At 57.9% G+C, this 20,731-nt stretch carries 19 protein-coding genes and 1 pseudogene; 8 read left to right on the forward strand and 12 right to left on the reverse strand.

Features of this window, described 5'->3' with window-relative positions:
* The first annotated feature begins 57 nt into the window (after positions 1–57).
* On the forward strand, positions 58–453 hold the full coding sequence (locus tag ACR0BT_RS03300; RefSeq protein WP_480762525.1) for an SgcJ/EcaC family oxidoreductase: 396 nt from the start codon (positions 58–60) through the stop codon (positions 451–453).
* Here the strand turns inward: ACR0BT_RS03300 and hflX are convergent.
* The 4 genes from hflX to trkA form a co-directional block, all read right to left on the reverse strand.
* Positions 450–1,721 (reverse strand): GTPase HflX, encoded by a 1,272-nt coding sequence (gene hflX / locus ACR0BT_RS03305; protein WP_170396869.1) that lies wholly within the window; start codon positions 1,719–1,721, stop codon positions 450–452. The genes ACR0BT_RS03300 and hflX overlap by 4 nt on opposite strands.
* On the reverse strand, positions 1,721–1,960 hold the full coding sequence (gene hfq, locus ACR0BT_RS03310) for an RNA chaperone Hfq (RefSeq protein ID WP_005982826.1): 240 nt from the start codon (positions 1,958–1,960) through the stop codon (positions 1,721–1,723). The genes hflX and hfq overlap by 1 nt, the downstream gene beginning before the upstream one ends.
* Positions 1,961–2,091: 131 nt before the next feature.
* A complete protein-coding gene (locus tag ACR0BT_RS03315; RefSeq protein WP_170396867.1) occupies positions 2,092–3,633 on the reverse strand; it encodes a TrkH family potassium uptake protein in 1,542 nt (513 codons plus the stop codon).
* Complete coding sequence (gene trkA, locus ACR0BT_RS03320) at positions 3,633–5,009, reverse strand: Trk system potassium transporter TrkA (protein WP_170396865.1); 1,377 nt, start codon at positions 5,007–5,009, stop codon at positions 3,633–3,635. The genes ACR0BT_RS03315 and trkA overlap by 1 nt, the downstream gene beginning before the upstream one ends.
* A 96-nt stretch (positions 5,010–5,105) precedes the next feature.
* Between trkA and ACR0BT_RS03325 the strand changes: the two genes are divergently transcribed.
* Positions 5,106–5,585, forward strand: a complete 480-nt coding sequence (locus ACR0BT_RS03325) for a hypothetical protein (protein ID WP_170396863.1) — start codon at positions 5,106–5,108, stop codon at positions 5,583–5,585.
* On the opposite strand, the gene ACR0BT_RS03330 is transcribed toward ACR0BT_RS03325, so the two are convergent.
* The 8 genes and pseudogenes from ACR0BT_RS03330 to dusB form a co-directional block, all read right to left on the reverse strand.
* The gene (locus ACR0BT_RS03330) at positions 5,550–6,743 is read right to left on the reverse strand and encodes an MFS transporter (RefSeq protein WP_480762526.1); all 1,194 of its coding nucleotides are present in this window, start codon (positions 6,741–6,743) and stop codon (positions 5,550–5,552) included. The genes ACR0BT_RS03325 and ACR0BT_RS03330 overlap by 36 nt on opposite strands.
* A gap of 43 nt (positions 6,744–6,786) precedes the next feature.
* Entirely contained in the window at positions 6,787–7,155 is a 369-nt protein-coding gene (locus ACR0BT_RS03335; RefSeq protein WP_480762694.1) for a hypothetical protein, read from the reverse strand.
* Between the two features lie 48 nt (positions 7,156–7,203).
* Positions 7,204–7,377 (reverse strand): annotated as a pseudogene (locus tag ACR0BT_RS03340) (helix-turn-helix domain-containing protein); the annotation flags it as partial.
* Complete coding sequence (gene ntrX / locus ACR0BT_RS03345; protein WP_170396856.1) at positions 7,374–8,783, reverse strand: nitrogen assimilation response regulator NtrX; 1,410 nt, start codon at positions 8,781–8,783, stop codon at positions 7,374–7,376. The pseudogene ACR0BT_RS03340 and the gene ntrX, both read right to left, overlap by 4 nt.
* On the reverse strand, positions 8,780–11,005 hold the full coding sequence (locus tag ACR0BT_RS03350) for a sensor histidine kinase NtrY-like (protein WP_480453723.1): 2,226 nt from the start codon (positions 11,003–11,005) through the stop codon (positions 8,780–8,782). The genes ntrX and ACR0BT_RS03350 overlap by 4 nt, the downstream gene beginning before the upstream one ends.
* 162 nt (positions 11,006–11,167) lie before the next feature.
* Positions 11,168–12,535 (reverse strand): response regulator, encoded by a 1,368-nt coding sequence (locus ACR0BT_RS03355; RefSeq protein ID WP_480762527.1) that lies wholly within the window; start codon positions 12,533–12,535, stop codon positions 11,168–11,170.
* A complete protein-coding gene (locus ACR0BT_RS03360; RefSeq protein ID WP_170396849.1) occupies positions 12,535–13,614 on the reverse strand; it encodes a two-component system sensor histidine kinase NtrB in 1,080 nt (359 codons plus the stop codon). The genes ACR0BT_RS03355 and ACR0BT_RS03360 overlap by 1 nt, the downstream gene beginning before the upstream one ends.
* Positions 13,611–14,540 (reverse strand): tRNA dihydrouridine synthase DusB, encoded by a 930-nt coding sequence (gene dusB, locus ACR0BT_RS03365; protein ID WP_480762685.1) that lies wholly within the window; start codon positions 14,538–14,540, stop codon positions 13,611–13,613. Before dusB ends, ACR0BT_RS03360 begins: the two co-directional genes overlap by 4 nt.
* Positions 14,541–14,773: 233 nt before the next feature.
* Between dusB and ACR0BT_RS03370 the strand changes: the two genes are divergently transcribed.
* The 6 genes from ACR0BT_RS03370 to ACR0BT_RS03395 all read left to right on the forward strand — a co-directional run bounded on the left by ACR0BT_RS03370 (position 14,774) and on the right by ACR0BT_RS03395 (position 20,689).
* Complete coding sequence (locus ACR0BT_RS03370; protein WP_480762528.1) at positions 14,774–15,904, forward strand: bifunctional 2-C-methyl-D-erythritol 4-phosphate cytidylyltransferase/2-C-methyl-D-erythritol 2,4-cyclodiphosphate synthase; 1,131 nt, start codon at positions 14,774–14,776, stop codon at positions 15,902–15,904.
* Positions 15,901–16,398: a phosphatidylglycerophosphatase A family protein gene (locus ACR0BT_RS03375; protein ID WP_170406118.1), complete on the forward strand. Its 498-nt coding sequence runs from the start codon at positions 15,901–15,903 to the stop codon at positions 16,396–16,398. The genes ACR0BT_RS03370 and ACR0BT_RS03375 overlap by 4 nt, the downstream gene beginning before the upstream one ends.
* A complete protein-coding gene (locus tag ACR0BT_RS03380) occupies positions 16,395–16,877 on the forward strand; it encodes a CinA family protein (RefSeq protein WP_480762529.1) in 483 nt (160 codons plus the stop codon). Before ACR0BT_RS03375 ends, ACR0BT_RS03380 begins: the two co-directional genes overlap by 4 nt.
* A 330-nt stretch (positions 16,878–17,207) precedes the next feature.
* The gene (locus ACR0BT_RS03385; protein WP_170406124.1) at positions 17,208–17,885 is read left to right on the forward strand and encodes an orotate phosphoribosyltransferase; all 678 of its coding nucleotides are present in this window, start codon (positions 17,208–17,210) and stop codon (positions 17,883–17,885) included.
* Between the two features lie 201 nt (positions 17,886–18,086).
* Positions 18,087–19,577 carry a replicative DNA helicase gene (locus tag ACR0BT_RS03390; RefSeq protein WP_170421945.1) on the forward strand — a complete coding sequence of 497 codons (1,491 nt, stop codon included), beginning with the start codon at positions 18,087–18,089 and terminating at the stop codon, positions 19,575–19,577.
* Between the two features lie 173 nt (positions 19,578–19,750).
* Positions 19,751–20,689, forward strand: coding sequence for an isopenicillin N synthase family oxygenase (locus tag ACR0BT_RS03395; RefSeq protein ID WP_170510010.1), 939 nt, complete (start codon positions 19,751–19,753; stop codon positions 20,687–20,689).
* Positions 20,690–20,731 lie beyond the last annotated feature (42 nt).

Consider the following 20,731-nt stretch of genomic DNA (forward strand, 5'->3'; position numbering starts at 1 on the left):
CCCTTCGTTATCGCCTAAACTCGTCTGGCCGTCGCATTGCACGAAGGGGGAAAATGCATGGGCAGCTTTCGAGACACCTTAAACAATCTCGCACGCGATTATGCCATCGCCTGGAGCTCGGGCGATCCCGACTTGGTCGCCAGTTTTTTCGCCCCCGAAGGTCAGATCAGCATTAATCGCGGTGAGCCCCTGCGCGGCCATGCCGAAATCGCTGAAATGGCCCGCGGGTTCTATGCAGAATTCCCCGATCTTGAGGTGCGTTGCGATATGATGCGTTGGGCCGGAGGGCATGCCATTTTTGTCTGGACCCTTGAAGGCCATCACGCCGAGACCGGCAACCGTGTCGTTACACGCGGCTGGGAAGAGTGGGAGCTTTCAAAGGACAACAAGGTGCTATCGTCGCTTGGGTGGTTCGATGCAGAGGATTACCAGCGCCAGATAGACGGTGCCTAGAACGCCGCGAAGCGGGACGCCTGCTTGTCAGTCCAGAGCACCGTGATCTCGAACCCCTCTTCGGTCTGATCTTCAGACCTGACCACATCCTGACGATAGAGCCACGCGCGTTTGTCACCATCGGCAAAGCCCAGTTTCAGGATAGTCTCATGCCGCGCGCCCTGCAGGATCGTGGCGATTTCAGACAGCAGCGGATCAACACCTTCGCCCGTTACGGCCGATATGGCAAAGATCGCCGGATCACGCTCGGCCCGGGCAAGCGCGGCTTCGCGGTCTTCCGGGCTCAGCAGATCGATCTTGTTCCAAACCTCCAACCGGGGGCGACTGTCCTCAACACCCAAAGAGTTCAGGATCGCCTCAACATCCCGTGCCTGTGCCTCGGTTTCTTCGTGGCTGATATCGCGGACATGCACGACCAGATCAGCCCCCAGAACCTCTTCCAGCGTGGCGCGGAAGGCCGCAACCAGTTCCGTGGGCAGGTTCGAGATGAAACCCACGGTATCGGACAGGATCACCTCGGGGCCATCCGGCAGCTCAACCCGTCGCATGGTTGGGTCCAACGTGGCGAACAGCATGTCTTTTGCCATCACCTCGGCCCCGGTTAGGCTGTTGAACAGCGTGGATTTCCCGGCGTTTGTATAGCCAACAAGTGCAACAATCGGGTATGGAACCTTCGCGCGTGCTGCGCGGTGTAAGGTGCGGGTCTTCACCACTTTTTGCAATTGGCGGCGCAGGCGGACCAGTTGTTCATCAATGGCACGCCGGTCGGCCTCGATCTGAGTTTCACCGGGACCACCCACAAACCCAAGGCCACCGCGTTGACGTTCCAGGTGGGTCCAGGCCCGAACCAGTCGCGTACGCTGATAGCTAAGCGCGGCCATCTCAACTTGCAGCACACCTTCACGGGTACGCGCACGGTCGCTGAATATTTCCAGAATCAAACCGGTCCGGTCGAGGATTTTGACCTTCCACGCTTTTTCCAGATTGCGCTGCTGAACCGGAGTCACTGGCCCGTCGATCAGAACCAGCTCGATCTCATTGTCGTGGAGGCGTTCGGCCAGTTCCTCGATCTTGCCGCTGCCGAACAGAAAACCAGCCTGCGCGCGCGGCAGGCGCACGATTTCAGACCCGACCACATCCAGATCGGGCAAAGCGGCAGCCAATGCCACCGCCTCTTCCAGCGCCGGTTCGGGGACGCGGCGCTGTTCATCTGATTTGATTTCGGGATGCAGCACCCAAGCCCGGGTGCGCGCCCTCTCATGTTCCATCAAGAGGCGTCTTCGCCCTCATAAAGGTTGATCGGCTGTGACGGCATGATGGTCGAAATCGCATGCTTGTACACCAACTGCGACTGTCCGTCGCGGCGCAGCAGCACGCAGAAGTTATCGAACCAGGTGATTACACCCTGCAATTTCACACCGTTGATCAGGAATATTGTGACCGGGACCTTTGCTTTCCGTACATTGTTCAGGAACGCGTCCTGCAGATTCTGTCTGTCCGAAGCCATATTTTGTTATCTCGCCATTGTTCTTGCTACGCGCTGCGGACCAACGCGCTCCCTCCGGCAGAGTATGGAGTGCCGCGCACAGATATTCCAGATGAAAAATCAGGCAGTAACACCAGGTGCCTGACGCAGGGTCAATCGCGCCACAGCGTTGGCGTAATCAGTGCCACGATCGCCAGAGTTTCCAACCGCCCGATCACCATCGCCGCGCAGACCGTCAACTTGGCCCCGCTGGAAAGATCAATCAGACGTATGGGCACATCCGTTGCCAATTCAATCAACGGCCCCGTGGTGCTGAGTGCAGCAACGCTGAGCAGCATGGCCTGTTCAAAACCTACGCCCATGACGGCCAGCAACAAATCGAACAAGGCCAACGTCAGGGCGAACATCATCAGGAAGATCCAGGCGATGAAGGCACCGTCGCTTTGAATGCGGCGGTTGCCGCCACCCTCTCCACTGACCGAAGAAGGATAGATCAGTCGGTCAATCTCGCGCTTGCCATTCAGATAGAGCGCAAAAACCCGCAACAGCTTTACCCCACCCGCAGTCGTCGCCACGCCTCCTCCGACCAGGGCTAGCCCCATCAGAATCAGGCCCGGTGTGCTCAAGCCCGACAATTGCTGCGCGTCGTTCCAGTTGGCGCTTTCAAATCCGGCCGTGGTCAGAAACGACATCGCCGTAAACATGAACCCCCAAAAAACGCCAAGTGCTTGCCGCACTTCGACGGCAATGTTCAGTTCGGCCGTTCCAGCCAAAAACCGGATGAACAGCAGCACAGCGACCGCCAGCACGATGAAGATGCCAATCCGAAATTCTGGGTCTTTGTCCAGCCGCGAATACCCTGAGGTCGCTGTATCGGTCGAAAAGGTCAGCCGCGACAGGGCAAAGAACAGGAACAGGAACAGGATCGCCTCGCCAGTGATTCCTGCGGTCGATCCTTCCAATCCACCGACAGGTGATATGCCGGAAGTCGCAATCACTGACATCGCGTGGCTCACGGCAGTAAGCCCTTGCTCACCTGCGATCAACAGCAGGATCCAGATCACAGCTGTCAAACCCGCATAGACGGGTGCCAATGTGCGCGACACGCGGATCAGATGGCCGCGTGGATCGGACTTCTCGCTCTGTGCCACGCCCGAGACGGGACGCCCCGGTTGCCCCCGGGCTGTGACTTCGAAACCGCCCAACGACAAGGGCGCCAGAATCGCGGCCGCCGAGATCCACATCAGCAATCCGCCCATCCAACCGACCAACGCGCGCCATAGGTGCAATGGCGCCGAAAGGCGTGCGGGATCGGGGAACAGATCAGCGCCGGTTGTGGTCAGCGCGCTGACCATATCGAAATAAGCGTTCAGGAAGCTGGTTGTCCCCAGCGCATCGTGAAACGGAATAGCAAGAAATATCGGCAGTACGGTAAAGGCGGCCAGCAGAACCGCCAATTGGCCAAGCGTTCCCCGCCGTGGTCGTCGGTTCGACATGGCCAGAGCTATGATCGACACCGCAAAAACACCCAGCAATCCGGAATAGAAGAATGACCGTGAGGTGGCGTGATCATCCAGCGCCAGCGCATAAACTGCGGGTATCCACATTGCCAGCGACACGATACCCCAGATCATCAGCAGCAGCGGCAATCGCCGCAATACTCCGATCCGTTGCTGTCCGCGTGCCTGCAACATCAGAAGAAATCGATTGAAACCTGCATCAGACGCTCAACCTCGGGCACATCTTTGGCCATTGCAAAGATCGCCACCACGTCTTTCTCGTCGATGCGCAGGCTGCCGGTCGGGCGCAGAACCTCGTCACCTTTGCGTACTGCGCCGACCAGAACGCCTTCTGGGAAATCGATGTCGCGCAGTTTTTGTCCAGCCATGGGCGAAGTTGATAGCACTTCGGCCTCGATTACCTCGGCCTCGGCATCTCCAATGGAATACACCTGACGCACGCGCCCGTGCCGAATGTGACGCAGGATCGAACTGACAGTGGTGGCGCGCGGGTTGATATATGCGTCAATCCCCAGCGGTCCCATCAAAGCGACCATGCTGGGGTCGTTGATCAGCGCGATGGCCAGTGGACAACCCTCTCCCTTGGCGCGTACCGCGGCCAGCATGTTGGTGCGATCGTCATCCGTGACCGCCAACATCGCGTCGGCGCGCTCAATCCCTGCTTCGCTCAGCAAAGATGAATCTAGACCGTCGCCGTTCAGAACAATCGTCCGCTCCAATGCCTCGGCAGCGATTTCGGCGCATTTGCGGTCACGCTCGATAATCTTGGCACGCACCCGGCTTTCGCGCTCTTCCAGTGTGCGGGCCACTTCCAATCCGACATTACCGCCACCGACGATCACCACACGATCTTGCTTACGCTGAGCCTTGCCGAACACCTCCATCGTACGTTCAACGTCCTTGACGCTGGTGAAGACGTAGCATTCGTCGCCTACAAACAGCTGATCCTCGGATTCCGGTGCAAACAGCGTCCCTTCGCGGCGCACACCAACCACAATCGAGCTGAGCGTGGAAAACAGGTCGGTCAATTGTCGCAGCGGTGTGTTGACGATTGGGCAGTCCTCCTCGACCCGAATGCCCAGCAGCTGCGCCTTTCCATCCATGAATATCTCGGTATCGAAAGCAGAAGGTGCCGAAAGACGGCGCATCGCTGCGGCGGCAACTTCGCGTTCCGGGCTGATCACTACATCAATGGGCAGATGATCGCGGCGGTAGAGATCGGAATGGATTGCTTCAAGATAGGATTTCGACCGCAAACGCGCGATCTTGCGCTGGATCGAAAAAACCGAATGCGCCATCTGGCAGGTGACCATATTCACCTCATCCGAATGTGTCGCGGCGATGATCATATCGGCATCCCGCGCCCCTGCCCGATCCAGCACATCCGGATAACTGGCGAAACCGGCGATCCCCTGCACGTCCAGCGTCTCGGTCGCGCGACGTACCAGATCGGGATTGTTGTCGACCACCGTCACATCGTTCAGTTCGCCCGAAAGGTGACGCGCAATCTGCCAGCCGACTTGACCGGCACCGCATATGATGACCTTCATGCTCTTGGCCTTTCTGCCTGAAATCTTTGAATGACAGATGCCCCCAAAGCGGTCAATTGAATTGTCATGCCTCCTAAGCTGCGCCAAAGTAAGCATATGAAAACCATTCTGCCTGCCCTGATTTGCCTGCTGACGCTGTCCGCTTGTGGTCCGCTTTCTTTGTATTATCGCGAAGGTGAGAGCGTCTCGCGGATGCAGACCGAGACCACGAACTGCCAGGTGCAGGCGCTCAAGGACGCCCCTGTCGCCAATCAGGTCCGGCAGAGCCCGCCAGTCTATTGGCCCGGGCGCACCTATTGCGATGGCCGAGGACGCTGCTATCGCAACCCCGGATGGTGGGAGCCTGGGCGGGTCTACACCGTCGACGTGAATCAGGGGCTGAGAAACAAGGTCGAGGCGCAGTGCATGGCCCAAAAGGGCTATCGCCCGGTCAGCCTTCCGCCTTGCAAACAAGGTGTCAAATCGCGGGTCACGCCCACGCGCACCACGACGCTCCCGCCGCTGAACAGCGCGTCCTGTTTCGTGAAATTCGACGACGGGTCATTTCAGATCATCACTCCGGGACAAGCCAGCTGATTTGCGACGCCGCGCCAGCAGCAGATGCGCTATGATCGCGATGCTATAGAACGCGGCGACGGCTACAAACATGCCAGCCTCATCGACGCCCAGCAATATCGCCAGCAATACCGGGGTTCCAAGCAGGTTTCCGGCATTGCCCATCTGCGCCATCGCACCATAACTCAGAGCTTGGGCTTCGGTGGTATCGTTTAACTCTGGCACAGCGGCGAAGCTGCCGCCCTGTACAAGCCCGAGCACGGCAAACAAGGCGATACATCCGAACGTAAGGGGCGCCCCCAGAAACAATGCGATGATCGTCGCGATCCCCAGCATAAAGCCCAGATTGACGACGCTGACGCAGGACAGGACGGTCAACAGCAAGGGCACCAGCAGCCATGACAGTATAATCCCTGCCAGGGGCATAAGTGCCGCAATCGATGCGCCCTGCCCTTCGGGTAAACGCCCCGGCAGGATCGCTAAAAGAGAAACAAATGTCAGCGTGTAAAAGAACCAGCCAATTGCCGGGGCCGAAATAAAGGGTGAGCGGTAGGTCCTGATATGCACATCAAGGAAGGCGGAGAGCCCCCACCCGGTACCCTCCGTCTGGCCTATGTCGGTTTTCAGATCGCTAAGCGAGATCAGCGCGGCGATCAGCAGCATCAGACCCCCGTGCATGGCAAAGTATGTGGGCAGTCCGAAACGATCGACGATGGGCAGCCCAACCCAAGCGTTTAATGCGAATGCAACGCCAAAGAATGTACTCCACAGCACCATGGAATTATACCGCGCCCGACCGGATGTGATCTGAGCAATCAGCGTCGGTGCCGCCACCACAATCGCAAGATGGGACAGCCCCTCGATCACCCGGCTGAGCAGCATCAGTTGAAAAACCGGCAAGCTTGCTTGCAGCAAAGATAACGCGCCGCCGAGCACAAGCCCTGATAGCAATAGACGATTTGGCCCAATACGCGCTGTGATCGCTCCGGATATCGCGCCCAAAGCAGCCCCCATTAGACTGATAATGGACAGCAACCAGCCGATCACGGCAGCATTGTCCGGGTACAACAGCCCCACATCAGAAAATGGTACGGCAATCTTTGCAAATTGGGTTGCCGCACCGAGGCCAGCAAACCAGATCAGCATGACCTGCAAAAATGTGCGAAAAGAGTCACTCATGCAGCCGGTCTATCGCGCCTAACCTGTCAGCGGAACGCATAAATTATGCGGTGACTTCGCGCCGCCCGCTGACCAGACGGACCGGAGTGCCATCACCCAGATACAACCGCTCCCACACGATTTGCCCGGCGCTGATCCTGATTTGATCATGCACAGCCTCGGAAGTCAGAAACGCTTTGGGTGAAGGCGAATGCAAATCCCACCAGCCATCTTTCTGCAGTTCTGCTTCGGCTTGTCGGATCTCATCCGTTGCAAATTGCCAAAGCGACACGCCCAGCAAGGCGCGCTGTGAGGTCTTCCAATCCCGCGCCCGGCTGCCCGAATAAGCAAGGCAGGTATGGCTGGCCTCTTCGACAAGGTGCAAGCACTCTGCCGAATGAACGACCAGACGTTTCAGCGCAGAATCCTGCACTCGAACCGGCCCCAACGCTGCAAAAACGGACTGTTGAATATGCGGCGATGGCGTTTGACCCCCGTTTTCCCACCGGGAAATCGTGGTTTGGTCGACTTCAATCAGATCTGCGAGGGCGGATTGCTTAAGTCCAACCGACCGCCGCAACCGCTTCAACCGTTTACCAAAGGCGGGAAAACCGATGGAAACGGCTGCGGTCTTTTTATTCGGCGCAGCAATCACTCGGCTGGTTCGGGCTCGTCAATTTGAGCCACCCGCGCACCGGATTTGTTCGAGGTCACGACGCCCAGCGACTTGAGCTTGCGGTGCAAGGCGCTGCGCTCCATGCCGACAAAACTGGCCGTGCGGCTTATGTTGCCACCAAACCGATTGATCTGGGTCAGCAAATATTCACGCTCGAACGCTTCGCGCGCCTCACGCAGCGGCAGCGTCGCCAGTGCGCCAGACAGTACCACGCGCCCGGACTCGTCGGATTTCTCTTCTTCGTTGGGCAACTCGCGGGCCTCGATCGGGCCAGTGCTGTCGCCTAGGATCAGCACCCGCTCGATCAGGTTCTTCAGCTGACGCACATTGCCCGGCCATGTCATCGTTTGTAGCAAAGCAATAGCCTCATCCGACAGCTCGCGCATCGGCAGACCCTGTGTATCGTTGCACATCTCGATGAAGTGTTGCGCCAGAACCGGGATGTCCTCTCGCCGTTCCTCCAGCGAGGGAACCGCAATCGGCACCACATTCAGCCGGTGATACAGTTCTTCGCGGAACCGTTCGGCGGCGATCTCTTCTTCCAGATCGCGGTTGGTCGAGGAGATGACCCGCAGATCAACCCGCACCTTGTCAGAGCCACCAACACGCTGGAATTGCTGATCAACCAACACGCGAAGAATCTTGGACTGCGTCCCCAGCGGCATGTCAGCGACTTCGTCGAAGTAGACAACGCCGCCATGCGCCTCTTCCAGCAGGCCTGACTCGATTCCGCGCTCAGACGATTCTCGTCCGAAAAGAACCTCTTCAACCCTCTCAGGTTCAATCCCCGCACAATTGACCGTCACAAATGGGGCATTCGCCCGGTTGGAATGGGCATGGATATAGCGCGCGGCAATTTCCTTGCCCGACCCAGCCGGCCCGCTGAGCATAACCCGGCCATTCGACTTTGTTACCTTGTCCAACTGCCCCTGCATCGCTCGGAACGACGCAGAATTGCCAATCATGTCTGAACAGCTGACTTCCTGCCGTTTCAGCGAGGCATTCTCGCGACGCAGGCGCGAGGTTTCCATCGCGCGACGGATCACAACCATCAACTGGTCAATATTAAAGGGCTTTTCGATAAAGTCGTATGCCCCCTGTTTGATCGCGGCCACCGCAATTTCGATATTACCGTGGCCCGAAATGATCACCACCGGCACATCCGGGTTGTCCCGTTTTACAGCTTTCAGGATATCGATCCCGTCCATACGGCTGTCTTTCAGCCAGATATCCAGGATTAACAATCCCGGAGGTTCAGCATTGATCGACGACATGCACTCGTCCGAGTTTGCCGCCAACCGGGTGGAATAGCCTTCGTCCTCCAGAATGTCGGACACCAATTCGCGAATATCGCGTTCGTCATCTACGATCAGAATGTCGCTCATCTTTGGCCTGCTTTCAGTTTGTTTGTTTTAATCGCCTGTTTTTCCGGCGCATTTGTCGGGCCGCCTGAGGCCCCGGGTAGACGAATGACAGCCATTGCGCCGAAATGGTCCTGTCCGTCGAATGTGGGCGCGTCTTCCAATGTCAGCGCTCCGCCATGTTCTTCGATGATCTTCTTTACGATGGGCAGGCCAAGGCCTGTGCCTTCGTCACGCGTAGTCACATAAGGTTCGAACAGCCGTGCCCTGTCCTCGGGCAGACCGATGCCATTGTCCGCAATGGTGATCTGCGTTCCTGCATCGTCAGTGGAGACTACGACTTTGATCTGAGGTTTCAGATTGTCCGGTGCGCCTTTTTCTTTCAGCGTTTCAATAGCCTCGCCCGCGTTCTTGATCAGGTTCGTCAACGCTTGGCTCAACATGGTCGAATCCACATCCGCCAAAATGGGCTGTTCAGGTAAATCCGCATCGATCTGAACATCAGGCTGACCCGCCTGCTGCAACAGAACCGCCTCACGCACTAGCGTCACGATATTCTCTTCGCGCCGTTCCGGTTCAGGCATGCGTGCGAATTTCGAGAACTCATCAACTATCCGCCGCAGATCATTGGTCTGCCGCACGATCACGTCGGTCATCGATTCCAGGCTATCGCAATCGTCCTCATCCAGCTTGCGCGAGAATTTGCGTTTGATTCGCTCGGCGCTCAGTTGGATCGGTGTCAGCGGATTCTTGATCTCATGCGCAATGCGACGGGCCACATCACCCCACGCCGCCATGCGCTGCGCGCTTACCAGATCGGTCACGTCATCAAAGGCCACAACGTAGCCTTCCAGCCTTCCATCCTCGCCACGCCGCGTCGCCATGCGTACCAGTAAGTTCTCCAACCGGCCTTTACGGGTTACCTTGATCTCCCCCTGAACCGCCTCTTGCCCGCTGTCTTTAAGGGCTTCGAACAAAGGCAAAAATTCGGGAACAGCGATGCCGATAGCCAGGTTCTGCTCTCCACCAGACCAGCCCAGAAGACGTTCGGCGGACCGATTCACGAAGGTCACACAGCCCTCTGAATCAACGCCAACGACACCGGATGTCACCGAGCTTAGAACTGAATCAAATAGCCGCCTTCGACGTTCGATATGGCGCGTGTTTTCCAACAGCGTGTCGCGCTGCCCCTTCAACTGACGAGTCATCTGGTTGAAGTAGCGGCCCAGCATCGCGATTTCGTCATCGCTGGCCTCTTCGATGACCTGAACACTCAGATCACCAGCACCAACGCGCTGCGCCGCCGTTGTCAGCCGTCCAACAGGGCGAGAAAGACGTTCGGCGAACCACATGCCCAGCGACATCGCGGCCAGAATCAGGATCACAGCAAAGCCGAGATAAAGAAGGCCGAATTCGAACAGGACCCTGCCCCGCTCGCTTTCCAATTGGCTGTAGAACTGTGCTGTCTCTTTGGTTTCATCAAGCAGGGTCAGAAGCTGCCCATCAACCTCGCGACTGACATAAAGATACCGGTCAAGATAGGCATGCAAAGGAACAAGCGCGCGGAATTCGCTGTTCTCCCAATCGGCAATGATGGCCACGCCCTGATCATTGGCCTCGATCATCTCTTCGGGAGTTGGTGCCTCGTAGTCGAACAGGTAGGACCGATCACCGCGCGACCGGATTTCGGCGCTGCCATCGATCACATAGGCCTCGCGCAAACCGCGTTGTATCTGGGCCTGACCCTGGGCCAGAACCTCTCGCAATTCGGCGTCTGAGACAAAATAATCCAACGATCGCGCGTTATCGAGGAAACGCGCCAGAACAACCGCATCCTGCGTCAGGCCCTCGCGGTGTTCCTGTTCGTAAGCTTCGGCTGCAGTTAGTGACGACCCAACCACCTGCCGCACACGGTCCGAGAACCAACCTTCAAGGCCGATATTCACCGTCAGCCCGGCGAAAATCGCCACGGTGACCGTCGGCACCAAAGCCAACAGCGTGAAAGCGCCGATCAGGCGCAGGTGAAGACGGGAGCCCGCAGATTTCGCGCGACGTGCGGCGATCAGACTGAACAATTGGCCCAACACCAGCGCAGCTACGACCAGCACGTAGACCAGATCAGCCAACAAAATCAGCCGCAGTGTCGGTGCCGCCGCGCCAAGATCAAAAGGGCCAATGACGAGATAGGTTGCAAGCGCCAGAACCGGGCCCAGCATAACCAATCCCAAGGTACTGAAATTGCGCATCCTCCGGGACTTGCGCCACCGGTTGATCGATAGGATCGGCCCGTTCTGTGCCCGGGTTGCCACCGTCTGCCCTCATTCTGATGTGCCGCTTGCGCGGCTTACCGCCATATATCGTGGTCGTTCCCGGGGTCGAACCCGAATGCCACTGTTTGTGTGGCGATATTACATCAGTTTGCGACGGCGTGTCACCTGAATATCGAGGTCAGTAATCTTTTTCCGCAGCGTATTCCGGTTAATCCCCAGGAGATCAGCACATTTTGCCTGATTTCCACCAGTCGCATCCAGCGCAATTTCGATCAACGGTGCCTCGACCTCGCGTAGAATACGTTGATAGAGGCCGGGAGGCGGCAGGATGTTTCCGTGCAGATCAAAATACCGGCGCAGGTGACGACCAACAGAAGATGACAGCTTCTCACGCTCGCCATCACCCAGAACTGGTTCGGCCTCGGGCTGGCTACCCAGCACCATCTCAACTTCGGTGCGCGAGATTTCATCAGAACGGCTGGTTAGACCAATACGCCGGATCGCATTTTCAAGCTGTCGGACATTGCCGGGCCAGGAATACCGGCGCACCAACTCGACCGCTTCGGGGCTGAGGCGACGCTGCGCGCCGCTTTCCCGCTCCTCCCGCGCCAGAAAGTGATCGGTCAGCAAGGTGATATCATCAACCCGTTCGCGCAACGCAGGCACGTGGATCGTCGCACCGCAGAGACGGTAATAGAGATCTTGCCGCACGCGACCGTTTTCCATCGCGTCGGTCAGATCTGATTGACTTGTGGCCATGAAACGCGGCACGTGATCGCCCGGCGTGTCCATCATGCGCACGATACGGGCCTGGATCTCATCATCAATATCGGCAATTTCATCGATCAGCAGCGTACCACCACGTACGCGCGCCATAACCCGTGCCGGGCCTTCCAAATCGCTCAGATCGGCAGCTGTCACGGTGACAAAGGGCAGTGTCCTTCGGTCAGAGAAATCGTGAATAGCGCGTGCTATCAGAGATTTACCCGTCCCACTTTCACCAGAAATCATCACAGACAGATCCGTGTTCATCACCCGAGCGACCAGACGATAAAGCGCCTGCATCACCGGGGTGCGCCCGACAAGCGGCAGTTCATCAGGTCGGTCTTCGCTGGCCATCACCGGCTCAGCCTGTACCCGCTGCTTTTGATCCAGCGCCCTCGCGGTGCGCTTCATCAGATCGGGCAAATCGAAAGGCTTTGGCAGATAATCGTAAGCTTCCGCCTCAGCCGCCTGAATGGCTGTCATGATGGTGTTCTGGGCCGAGATCACGATGACCGGCAAACCAGGACGGTCCTGCGCGATCTTTGGCAGCATCTCCAACCCGTTTCCATCCGGCATTACCACATCCGAGATCACAACGTCGCCCTTGCCTTCGGCTACCCAGCGCATCAGCGTGGTCAGCGAAGATGTCGCGTGAACCTTGCACCCCGCCCGCGTCAGGGCCTGTGTCAGAACCGTGCGGATCGTGCGGTCGTCATCGGCAACCAGAACTGTGCCATCCATCAGATGCTCTCCTTTTCATACGCGTCGTTCGGTGCACGCCGCAGGGACAGTCGAAAACTAGTGCGTCCGGGCACAGATTCAGCCGAAATCCAGCCGTCGTGGTCGGAAACGATCTTGCTGACCAGCGCCAGCCCAAGCCCGGTGCCGTTCTCCTTGCCTGACACGAAGGGGTCGAAAATATCACTGCGAATATTTTCCGGCAGGCCCGGCCCATCATCAATAATCTCGATCTGCAGAGGCAGCGAATGACCCGAACCGTCGCTGCGCCGCAGTCGGAATGAATGCTCAAAATAGGTACGCAGCCGGATTGTACCGTTGCCATCAGCAGCTTCCGAAGCGTTTTTGAGCAAGTTCAGAACCACCTGCAGGAACTGATCCGGGTCCCCATAGGCCAAGGGCAGCGAGGGGTCGTAATCCTCGATAATCGTCATATGCGCGCCAAAACCCAACAGCGCTGACCTGCGCGCGCGATCCAGTACATCGTGGATATTGACCGGTTTGAAATCGGGTTGAGACAGGTTGCCGAACTGTTCTACCTGCTCCAACAACTTCACGATGCGGCGGCTTTCCTCAACGATAAGGTCAGTGAGCTCAAGATCTTGCTGCGAAATATTCATGCTGAGCAATTGCGCCGCACCGGTGATCCCTGCCAAAGGGTTCTTGATCTCATGCGCCAGCATCTCGGCCATACCAATCGCAGACTGCGCTGCCGATTTCACAGTGTTGCCACGGGTCATCCGACCGGCCAGTTCGCGTGGCGAGATGATCATGATCATTGAACCGGGATGCCCCATCAGCGGCGCGATTTGCAGCGCACATTGCAGCGGCGCGCGATTGCCCGACCCAACGTCCACATCGTTCACGAACAGCGGTGTACCTTGTTGACGCGCGCGCAGAAACGCCTCTTCCAACGGCGCGTCAACCGCGAGTTGATCCCAGACCGGGTGTCCAATCACTGCCTTGCGGGAGGCGTTCAGAAACCCCTCACCCGAGGAGTTGACGTCCGATATCCGATCTTCGGCATCGATAATGAACGCCGGAACCGGAAGCGAGGTCCAGATGCTCTGGTCCGAGGTCATGCTGCTGCCTCCGCCGTGCCACGCAGCGCATCTGCCAAAAGCCGTAACACCTCATTGGTGTCGCGGGATGTCAGGACAGCCCGCCGCAAAGTGGCGGGTGTTCCGGCCTCATCCATGTACCAACCGAGATGTTTGCGTGCGACGCGCAGGCCCAGATCGGTACCGTAGAACTCCAGCATCGCCAGATAATGGCCACGCACCATCTCGATCAGTTCAGTGCCCGTGGGAATGGTTGGAGAAGCAGCGCCATAGAGATCATGGCAAATCTGCGCCAGCAGCCAGGGCTTGCCCTGCGCCCCCCGACCTATCATGACGCCATCGGCCCCGGATTGATTCAGCGCGATTTGCGCGGCCTCGGTATCGACGATGTCACCGTTTGCGATGACAGGGATCGAGACGGCTTGTTTCACCGCCCGGATCGCCCGCCAATCTGCCCTGCCTTTATAGAATTGACAGCGCGTACGCCCATGGATGGTGACCATCCGGATGCCTGCGTCCTGCGCACGCCGCGCCACATCCGGCGCGTTCAGCAGATTGTCATCCCAGCCTAGCCGCGTTTTCAGCGTAACAGGCACATCAACTGCACCCACAACGGCCTCGATCAGCGTCAGTGCATGGTCCGGAGTTTTCAACAAAGCCGAACCGGAATAGCCGTTGGTTACCTTCTTTGCTGGGCAACCCATATTGATATCGATCACGCGCGCGCCCCGGTCAGCGACTTGCCGGGCGGCCTCGGCCATCCAATGCGCCTCGCGTCCGGCCAATTGCACTGCGGTGTTTTCCACATCCGCCGACAGCTCGGCCCGTTCACGTACGCCTGGTTTGGCCTGCACCATCTCTTGGCTGGCGACCATTTCGCTGACAACCATGCCCGCGCCGAAGCGCATCACAAGGTCCCTAAAAGGCCGGTCGGTGATTCCGGCCATTGGCGCCAACAGCACCGGAGGGGTCAGATCCTTTTCAGCAAGACGCAGGGCCAATGTGCTTAATCCTTGAGCAGTTGCGCATTTGATATCGAAATTGCGGCATATGAACAATAAAACGGGAGCATTCAAGCCCGCAAAATCATCATATGCTTATTTTTTAAGCAAATTGACGCGGGTGATTGCCTCTGCATTCACCGACCCCTAAACAATGCCCCAATCAGGAGACCTTTCAGATGACCACAGCCGCCATCATCGTCGCCGCCGGGCGCGGCCAGCGCGCCGGAGGCGGAGTGCCCAAACAGTGGCGTGCCTTGGCTGGGCGGCGCGTGGCCGATTGGACGATTGATCGCTTCGAAGGGTTGGTTGATCACGTCGTTTTGGTGCTGGCCGAAGAGGACACAGCCGTTTGGGAAGAATTCAGCGCGACAAACCTGATCCTTGCATCCGGCGGTGCAGACCGCGCCGGATCAGTGCGCAACGGGTTGCAGGCTTTGGAAGCGTACAGCGTTGAAAAGGTTTTGATTCACGATGTTGCCCGCCCCTGCGTCAGCGCTCGGATAATCGGCGATGTTCTTAAAGCACTCGACACGCATGCGGCAGCTGCTCCAGGCTTGGCCGTCACGGATGCGCTCTGGACAGGCGACGGTTCGACGGTGACAGGAACGCAGGATCGATCCGGCCTTTACGCTGCGCAGACACCGCAGGGATTTCATTACGGCACAATCACCGCCGCCCATTCAGCCCATCCCGGAGGTGCGGCGGATGATGTAGAAGTCGCGCGCGCTGCAGGAGTCGAAGTCGCGATTATTCCGGGCGATGCGGATAACCTGAAAATCACACAGCCCGAGGATTTCGCCCGGGCCGAACGTACAATGGGTATGAATATGGATGTAAGGCTGGGCAACGGCTACGACGTGCACCGCTTTGGTGACGGAGATCACGTGATCCTCTGCGGTGTGAAGGTGCCGCACAATCGTGGGCTCCAAGGTCACTCCGATGCAGATGTGGGGATGCACGCGGTCACCGACGCGATCTATGGCGCCCTGGCGCGGGGTGATATCGGACAGCATTTTCCGCCCTCCGATCCGCAGTGGAAAGGTGCAGCGAGTGAAATTTTCCTGCGTCACGCAGTCGAATTGGCTGGGCAGTTGGGCTATGAGATCTCGAATGTCGACTGCACACTGGTCTGCGAATTTCCCAAGATCGGCCCTCATGCCGATACCATGCGTGCCGAAATGGCACTGATCATGGGCTTGCGCACCGATCAGGTCTCGGTCAAGGCCACCACATCCGAACGGCTGGGCTTTACCGGTCGCAGCGAAGGCATTGCCTCGCTCGCAACTGCCTGTCTGGTGAAGTCATGACAGCGGCTCGTCTAATCGGAACCGTCTGCGGCGTCGGTTACCTCCGCCCTGCCCCCGGCACCTGGGGATCGCTGGCTGCTTTGCCGCTGGCATGGGTTCTGCATACGCTGGGTGGCTTCCCCTTGCTGGTCATCTCAACACTCGCGGTTTTCTTCGGGGGCCTGTGGGCTACGCAAGTGATGACAGCTGGACAAGATGACCACGACCCGTCCGAAATTGTCATTGATGAAGTCGCGGGCCAATTCATCGCGATATGGGCGATTTCCTACCCGTCTTGGGCGCATGGGATCGACATCACAGCGCTCTGGCCCGGCTGGATCGCGGGTTTTCTCTTGTTCCGCCTCTTCGACATTACCAAACCCGGTCCCATTGGCTGGGCCGACCGGCGTGGAGATCCGATGGGTGTCATGCTGGATGATGTGATCGCTGGCGTCTTTGCGGCCATCGGTGTGGTCGTCCTCGCCGGTATCTCACATGGAGTCATGGGTCAATGATCGTTGTCGACCTGCTGGATCGCGCCAAGGCGCAGGGCATGATGATCGCCACTGCTGAAAGCTGTACCGGCGGTATGGTCGCCGCTGCACTGACTGACATCCCTGGCAGCTCTGCCGTGGTTGAGCGCGGCTTTGTCACCTACACCAACACCGCAAAGCAAGAGATGCTGGGCGTGCGCGCCGATACGCTTGAGACATATGGAGCAGTTTCAGAAGAAGTCGCCCAGGAAATGGCCAATGGCGCCCTGCAGAATTCGCGGGCACAGTTGGCGGTCTCGATCACCGGCATCGCGGGCGCCGGCGGGTCCGAACATAAACCCGAAGGCCGCGTTTGCTTTGGCCTCGCTGCACAGGGTCAACCGACCCGAACCGAGACCGTGGAATTCGGAGCCCAGGGACGGGATAACGTACGTCGCGCTGCGCGGGACCACGCTTTGACCCTTTTGAGCGACGCTCTTGCTGATCTGGCTCAGAACTAAGAAAACCTGCACCCTTCATCGCTTCAATTCGAATACTGGGCGCTGAATACAGTTACTGCGCGGCAGCCTACGCATTTGTGACGGCAATGGTGGTTGCGCTTCTTACCTCGCCTCGCATACACGTCGATACCGAGATTGAAGGCACGGTCTTGCCGATTGCGGAAAGCGAGCCTGAGAAATGAGCAGTCAAGCCCACCTTGGCTGCTCTGCCCGCAAGGGCATCAAGCGGACCTCTTGGGGGTCCGCTTTTCTTTTAGCGTGCCCTCTCGACTCTGGGCCGGGGGTCAGGCTATCAGCCTGCGACACCCTTTCAGCCCAGAGGTTTGCGCCATGATCCCCAGTTCCTTCCCCGACAGCACCGAAATCGCCCGCCTGACCGCACGGATGCTGCTGGAGATCAAAGCCGTACACTTTAATTCCCGCGAACCTTTCACGCTGGCCAGCGGTCTACCAAGCCCGACCTATATCGATTGCCGCAAGCTGATCTCGTACCCGCGCATCCGCTCGACCCTGATGGACTTCCTGACGGTTACCGTGATGCGCGACGCGGGGTTCGAAGCGTTTGACAATATCGCCGGTGGCGAGACAGCAGGTATTCCCTTCGCTGCAATGGTGGCCGAGCGCATGGCACTGCCAATGACCTACGTGCGGAAGAAACCCAAAGGCTACGGCCGGAACGCCCGCATCGAAGGCGCGATGAGCGAGGGTGAGCGGGTACTGCTGGTTGAAGACCTGACCACCGATGGAGGCTCAAAACTGTCCTTTGTCGACGCGATCCGCGAAACCGGTGCGACCTGTGGGCATACGGCTGTGATCTTCTATTATGGTATTTTCCCCGAAACCGAGAAAACGCTGGGCGATCACGGCGTAAAATTGCACTCGCTTTGTACTTGGTGGGATGTTTTGGCGGAAGCCAAAGCGCAAAAGGCCTTTGACGAAGAGACGCTTGATGGCGTCGAGGCCTTCCTGAACGACCCGCGCGGTTGGCAGGACGCACATAAAAGCTGACGTTGCGCAAACTGTTTTCAGAATGGAAACACTGACCGCTGCGTCGATCGCTTCATCCACAAGATGTTGACGCAACCCTGCCTCATCCTTCAATATGATGGGGCAGAGAGATATGCACAGCATATCCCCAGAAAACATACAATTTGCGCCGACTCACAGGGCCGCGCTATGGCCTCTGTCCAGGGGACAAAGAGAACAGCAATGAACGAGATCAGCAGTATCGAGCAGGCCGCCGCACAGATTCAGAACCCAGAAACAATGCCGCACTCCATCGAGGCCGAGCAGCAGCTTCTGGGTGCTATTCTGACGAATAACGATCTGTATGATCGGGTCGCATCGATTATTGGGGCCGAGCATTTCTATGATCCGGTTCATGCGCGCATCTACGAAGTCGCGTCGACCCGTATCGCTAAAAATGCGCTGGCTTCACCCGTCACGCTGAAGTCTTTCATGGCCGAGGATGAGGGCCTGAAGGAACTGGGTGGTCCGGCCTATCTGGTCAAGCTTGCCGGTGCATCGATCAGTGCCTTTGCGGTGCATGACTACGCCCAAATGATCTATGACCTCGCCATTCGGCGCGAGCTGATCCGGCTGGGCCGGGACATTTCAGACAAGGCTGCGAGGGTCGATGTCAGCAGCGAGCCCAAAGAACAAATCGTCGAGGCCGAGCAACAGCTTTATCAGTTATCCGAGCAGGGCCAGACCGAACAGGGTTTTCAATCCTTCCTCAAGGCGGTCACAGAAGCCGTCAACGTCACCAACGAGGCGTACCAACGCGGTGGCGGCATGGCGGGGATTTCCACCGGTCTGGCCGATCTCGACAAGCAATTGGGTGGCCTGCACCCGTCCGACCTGATCATTTTGGCCGGGCGTCCGTCGATGGGTAAGACATCGCTGGCAACAAACGTCGCATTTAACGTGGCCAAGGCCTACAAGCGCGGCACCAAGCCGGACGGCTCTGAAGGTGCGATCGACGGCGGTGTGGTTGGGTTCTTTTCACTCGAAATGAGCGCCGAGCAACTTGCGGGCCGGGTTCTGGCCGAGGCTTCTGAGATCTCCAGTCACAAAATCCGCCAGGGCGACATGACCGAGTCCGAGTTCCGCCGCTTCGTGGACGCCGCGAAAGAACTGGAAGCCTGCCCGCTGTTCATTGATGACACCCCCGCCCTGCCAATCTCGCAACTCGCTGCCCGTGCACGGCGGCTGAAGCGGACGCACGGGCTGGATTTGCTGGTGATCGACTACCTTCAGCTCTGCCGCGGAATGGCCGACAACCGCGTCAACGAAATCGCCGAGATTTCGATGGGCATGAAAGCCATCGCCAAGGAACTCAACATCCCGGTCATCGCATTGTCACAGCTCAGCCGACAGGTAGAAAGCCGTGACGACAAACGCCCGCAGCTGTCTGACCTGCGGGAATCGGGCTCGATCGAACAGGATGCCGACGTTGTGATGTTCGTGTTCCGCGAGGAATACTACAAGGAACGCGAAAAACCCGGCGATCACGAGTTGGAAAAGATGGAAGAGTGGAAACAGGCCATGGAGCGCCTGCATGGCAAGGCCGAGGTCATCGTCGGCAAGCAGCGCCACGGCCCCATCGGCACGGTAGAGCTGTCGTTCGAAGCTCAGTTCACCCGATTTGGCAATCTGGTCAAACCCTGGCAACAGGATAGCCAAATCGAGGGTTATTGATTCCTTGACCTGCCCGGTCCGATGTGTACGGATCGGGCCATGCAAGCTTGTCTCAATCCCCTACCCCGGCGCGTGATTCTGGCGCGTCATTTCGGGCATCGCCGCAAACGCTTTGCGGGATAGACCGGGGGCATTTTTGCCCCTGCAATCTTCCCAATATAAGCGAGAGAGACATGACTGAGTTCACAGAGATCCCCGTTATTCGTCTGGGTGCACGCCCTGATGAGGAAATCGCGGCCGAGTTTCGTTCGGCCTACGGCACGACTGGTTTCGGCTATATCGAAGATCACGGAATAGACCCGCAGCTGATGCGCGATGTGTTCGAAGCCTCAAAACAGTTTCACGCGCTACCGCTGGATCAAAAGCTGGCAATCGCAGTCGACCACACGCATCGCGGATACATCGCCATCAACACATCGACAGATGTGAACTCAACACTGGCCGATGTAAAAAAACCCAACCAATCCGCCAGCTTCATGATGATGCGCGAGGATGCTGGCGTTGATCCCGATATCTACCTCTCGGGTCCAAACCGATGGCCTGATCTACCGGATTTTCGCGACACCCTGGAAACCTACGTTAAGGCTATGTCGGCCCTTGGACGCAGATTGATGCATATCGCGCTGATCGCTTGCGAGGCGCAGGATTTCTCGGTCCTTTCCGCGTTTGATGAGCCTACATTCTGGCTGCGTCTGCTTCACTATCCTCCGCAAGCAAAGACCAGCCCCGATGATCTATTCGGCTCGGCCCCGCACACTGATTTCGGATGCCTTACGCTGCTTGCTCAAGATCAGGTGGGCGGCTTGCAGGTCAAAACACCGTCAGGGCATTGGGTTGACGTTCCGTCCCGTCCCGACGCCTTTGTCGTCAATGTCGGGGATATGCTGCACCGGATGTCAAACGGTCGTCTGCTTTCGACGCCGCATCGGGTCATCAACCGTTCGGGCCGTGAACGATATAGCGTTCCGTTCTTCTTTGATCCTCATGTCAGCACAATCATCGAACCCCTACCCGGGACCGGCCAACCTCAGTTTAGCCCCTTATTATTTGCGGATTTCCTGCGTTCCGAGCTGGAAGCGGCCTATGAGGCGCATAAACCCGCCAAGAATTAAGGTGCTCCCCCTTGACCTGAGCCAATCCTATGTGATGAACGG

This window comes from Ruegeria sp. CJ6 (assembly GCF_056536665.1).

What these genes read in the sequence shown, in the direction of transcription:
- ACR0BT_RS03300 (WP_480762525.1), top strand. Translation starts at nt 58, where the DNA reads ATGGGCAGCTTTCGAGACACCTTAAACAATCTCGCACGCGATTATGCC.
- hflX (WP_170396869.1), bottom strand. Translation starts at nt 1,721, where the DNA reads ATGGAACATGAGAGGGCGCGCACCCGGGCTTGGGTGCTGCATCCCGAA.
- hfq (WP_005982826.1), bottom strand. Translation starts at nt 1,960, where the DNA reads ATGGCTTCGGACAGACAGAATCTGCAGGACGCGTTCCTGAACAATGTA.
- ACR0BT_RS03315 (WP_170396867.1), bottom strand. Translation starts at nt 3,633, where the DNA reads ATGTTGCAGGCACGCGGACAGCAACGGATCGGAGTATTGCGGCGATTG.
- trkA (WP_170396865.1), bottom strand. Translation starts at nt 5,009, where the DNA reads ATGAAGGTCATCATATGCGGTGCCGGTCAAGTCGGCTGGCAGATTGCG.
- ACR0BT_RS03325 (WP_170396863.1), top strand. Translation starts at nt 5,106, where the DNA reads ATGAAAACCATTCTGCCTGCCCTGATTTGCCTGCTGACGCTGTCCGCT.
- ACR0BT_RS03330 (WP_480762526.1), bottom strand. Translation starts at nt 6,743, where the DNA reads ATGAGTGACTCTTTTCGCACATTTTTGCAGGTCATGCTGATCTGGTTT.
- ntrX (WP_170396856.1), bottom strand. Translation starts at nt 8,783, where the DNA reads ATGAGCGACATTCTGATCGTAGATGACGAACGCGATATTCGCGAATTG.
- ACR0BT_RS03350 (WP_480453723.1), bottom strand. Translation starts at nt 11,005, where the DNA reads ATGCGCAATTTCAGTACCTTGGGATTGGTTATGCTGGGCCCGGTTCTG.
- ACR0BT_RS03355 (WP_480762527.1), bottom strand. Translation starts at nt 12,535, where the DNA reads ATGGATGGCACAGTTCTGGTTGCCGATGACGACCGCACGATCCGCACG.
- ACR0BT_RS03360 (WP_170396849.1), bottom strand. Translation starts at nt 13,614, where the DNA reads ATGACCTCGGACCAGAGCATCTGGACCTCGCTTCCGGTTCCGGCGTTC.
- dusB (WP_480762685.1), bottom strand. Translation starts at nt 14,540, where the DNA reads ATGGCCGGAATCACCGACCGGCCTTTTAGGGACCTTGTGATGCGCTTC.
- ACR0BT_RS03370 (WP_480762528.1), top strand. Translation starts at nt 14,774, where the DNA reads ATGACCACAGCCGCCATCATCGTCGCCGCCGGGCGCGGCCAGCGCGCC.
- ACR0BT_RS03375 (WP_170406118.1), top strand. Translation starts at nt 15,901, where the DNA reads ATGACAGCGGCTCGTCTAATCGGAACCGTCTGCGGCGTCGGTTACCTC.
- ACR0BT_RS03380 (WP_480762529.1), top strand. Translation starts at nt 16,395, where the DNA reads ATGATCGTTGTCGACCTGCTGGATCGCGCCAAGGCGCAGGGCATGATG.
- ACR0BT_RS03385 (WP_170406124.1), top strand. Translation starts at nt 17,208, where the DNA reads ATGATCCCCAGTTCCTTCCCCGACAGCACCGAAATCGCCCGCCTGACC.
- ACR0BT_RS03390 (WP_170421945.1), top strand. Translation starts at nt 18,087, where the DNA reads ATGAACGAGATCAGCAGTATCGAGCAGGCCGCCGCACAGATTCAGAAC.
- ACR0BT_RS03395 (WP_170510010.1), top strand. Translation starts at nt 19,751, where the DNA reads ATGACTGAGTTCACAGAGATCCCCGTTATTCGTCTGGGTGCACGCCCT.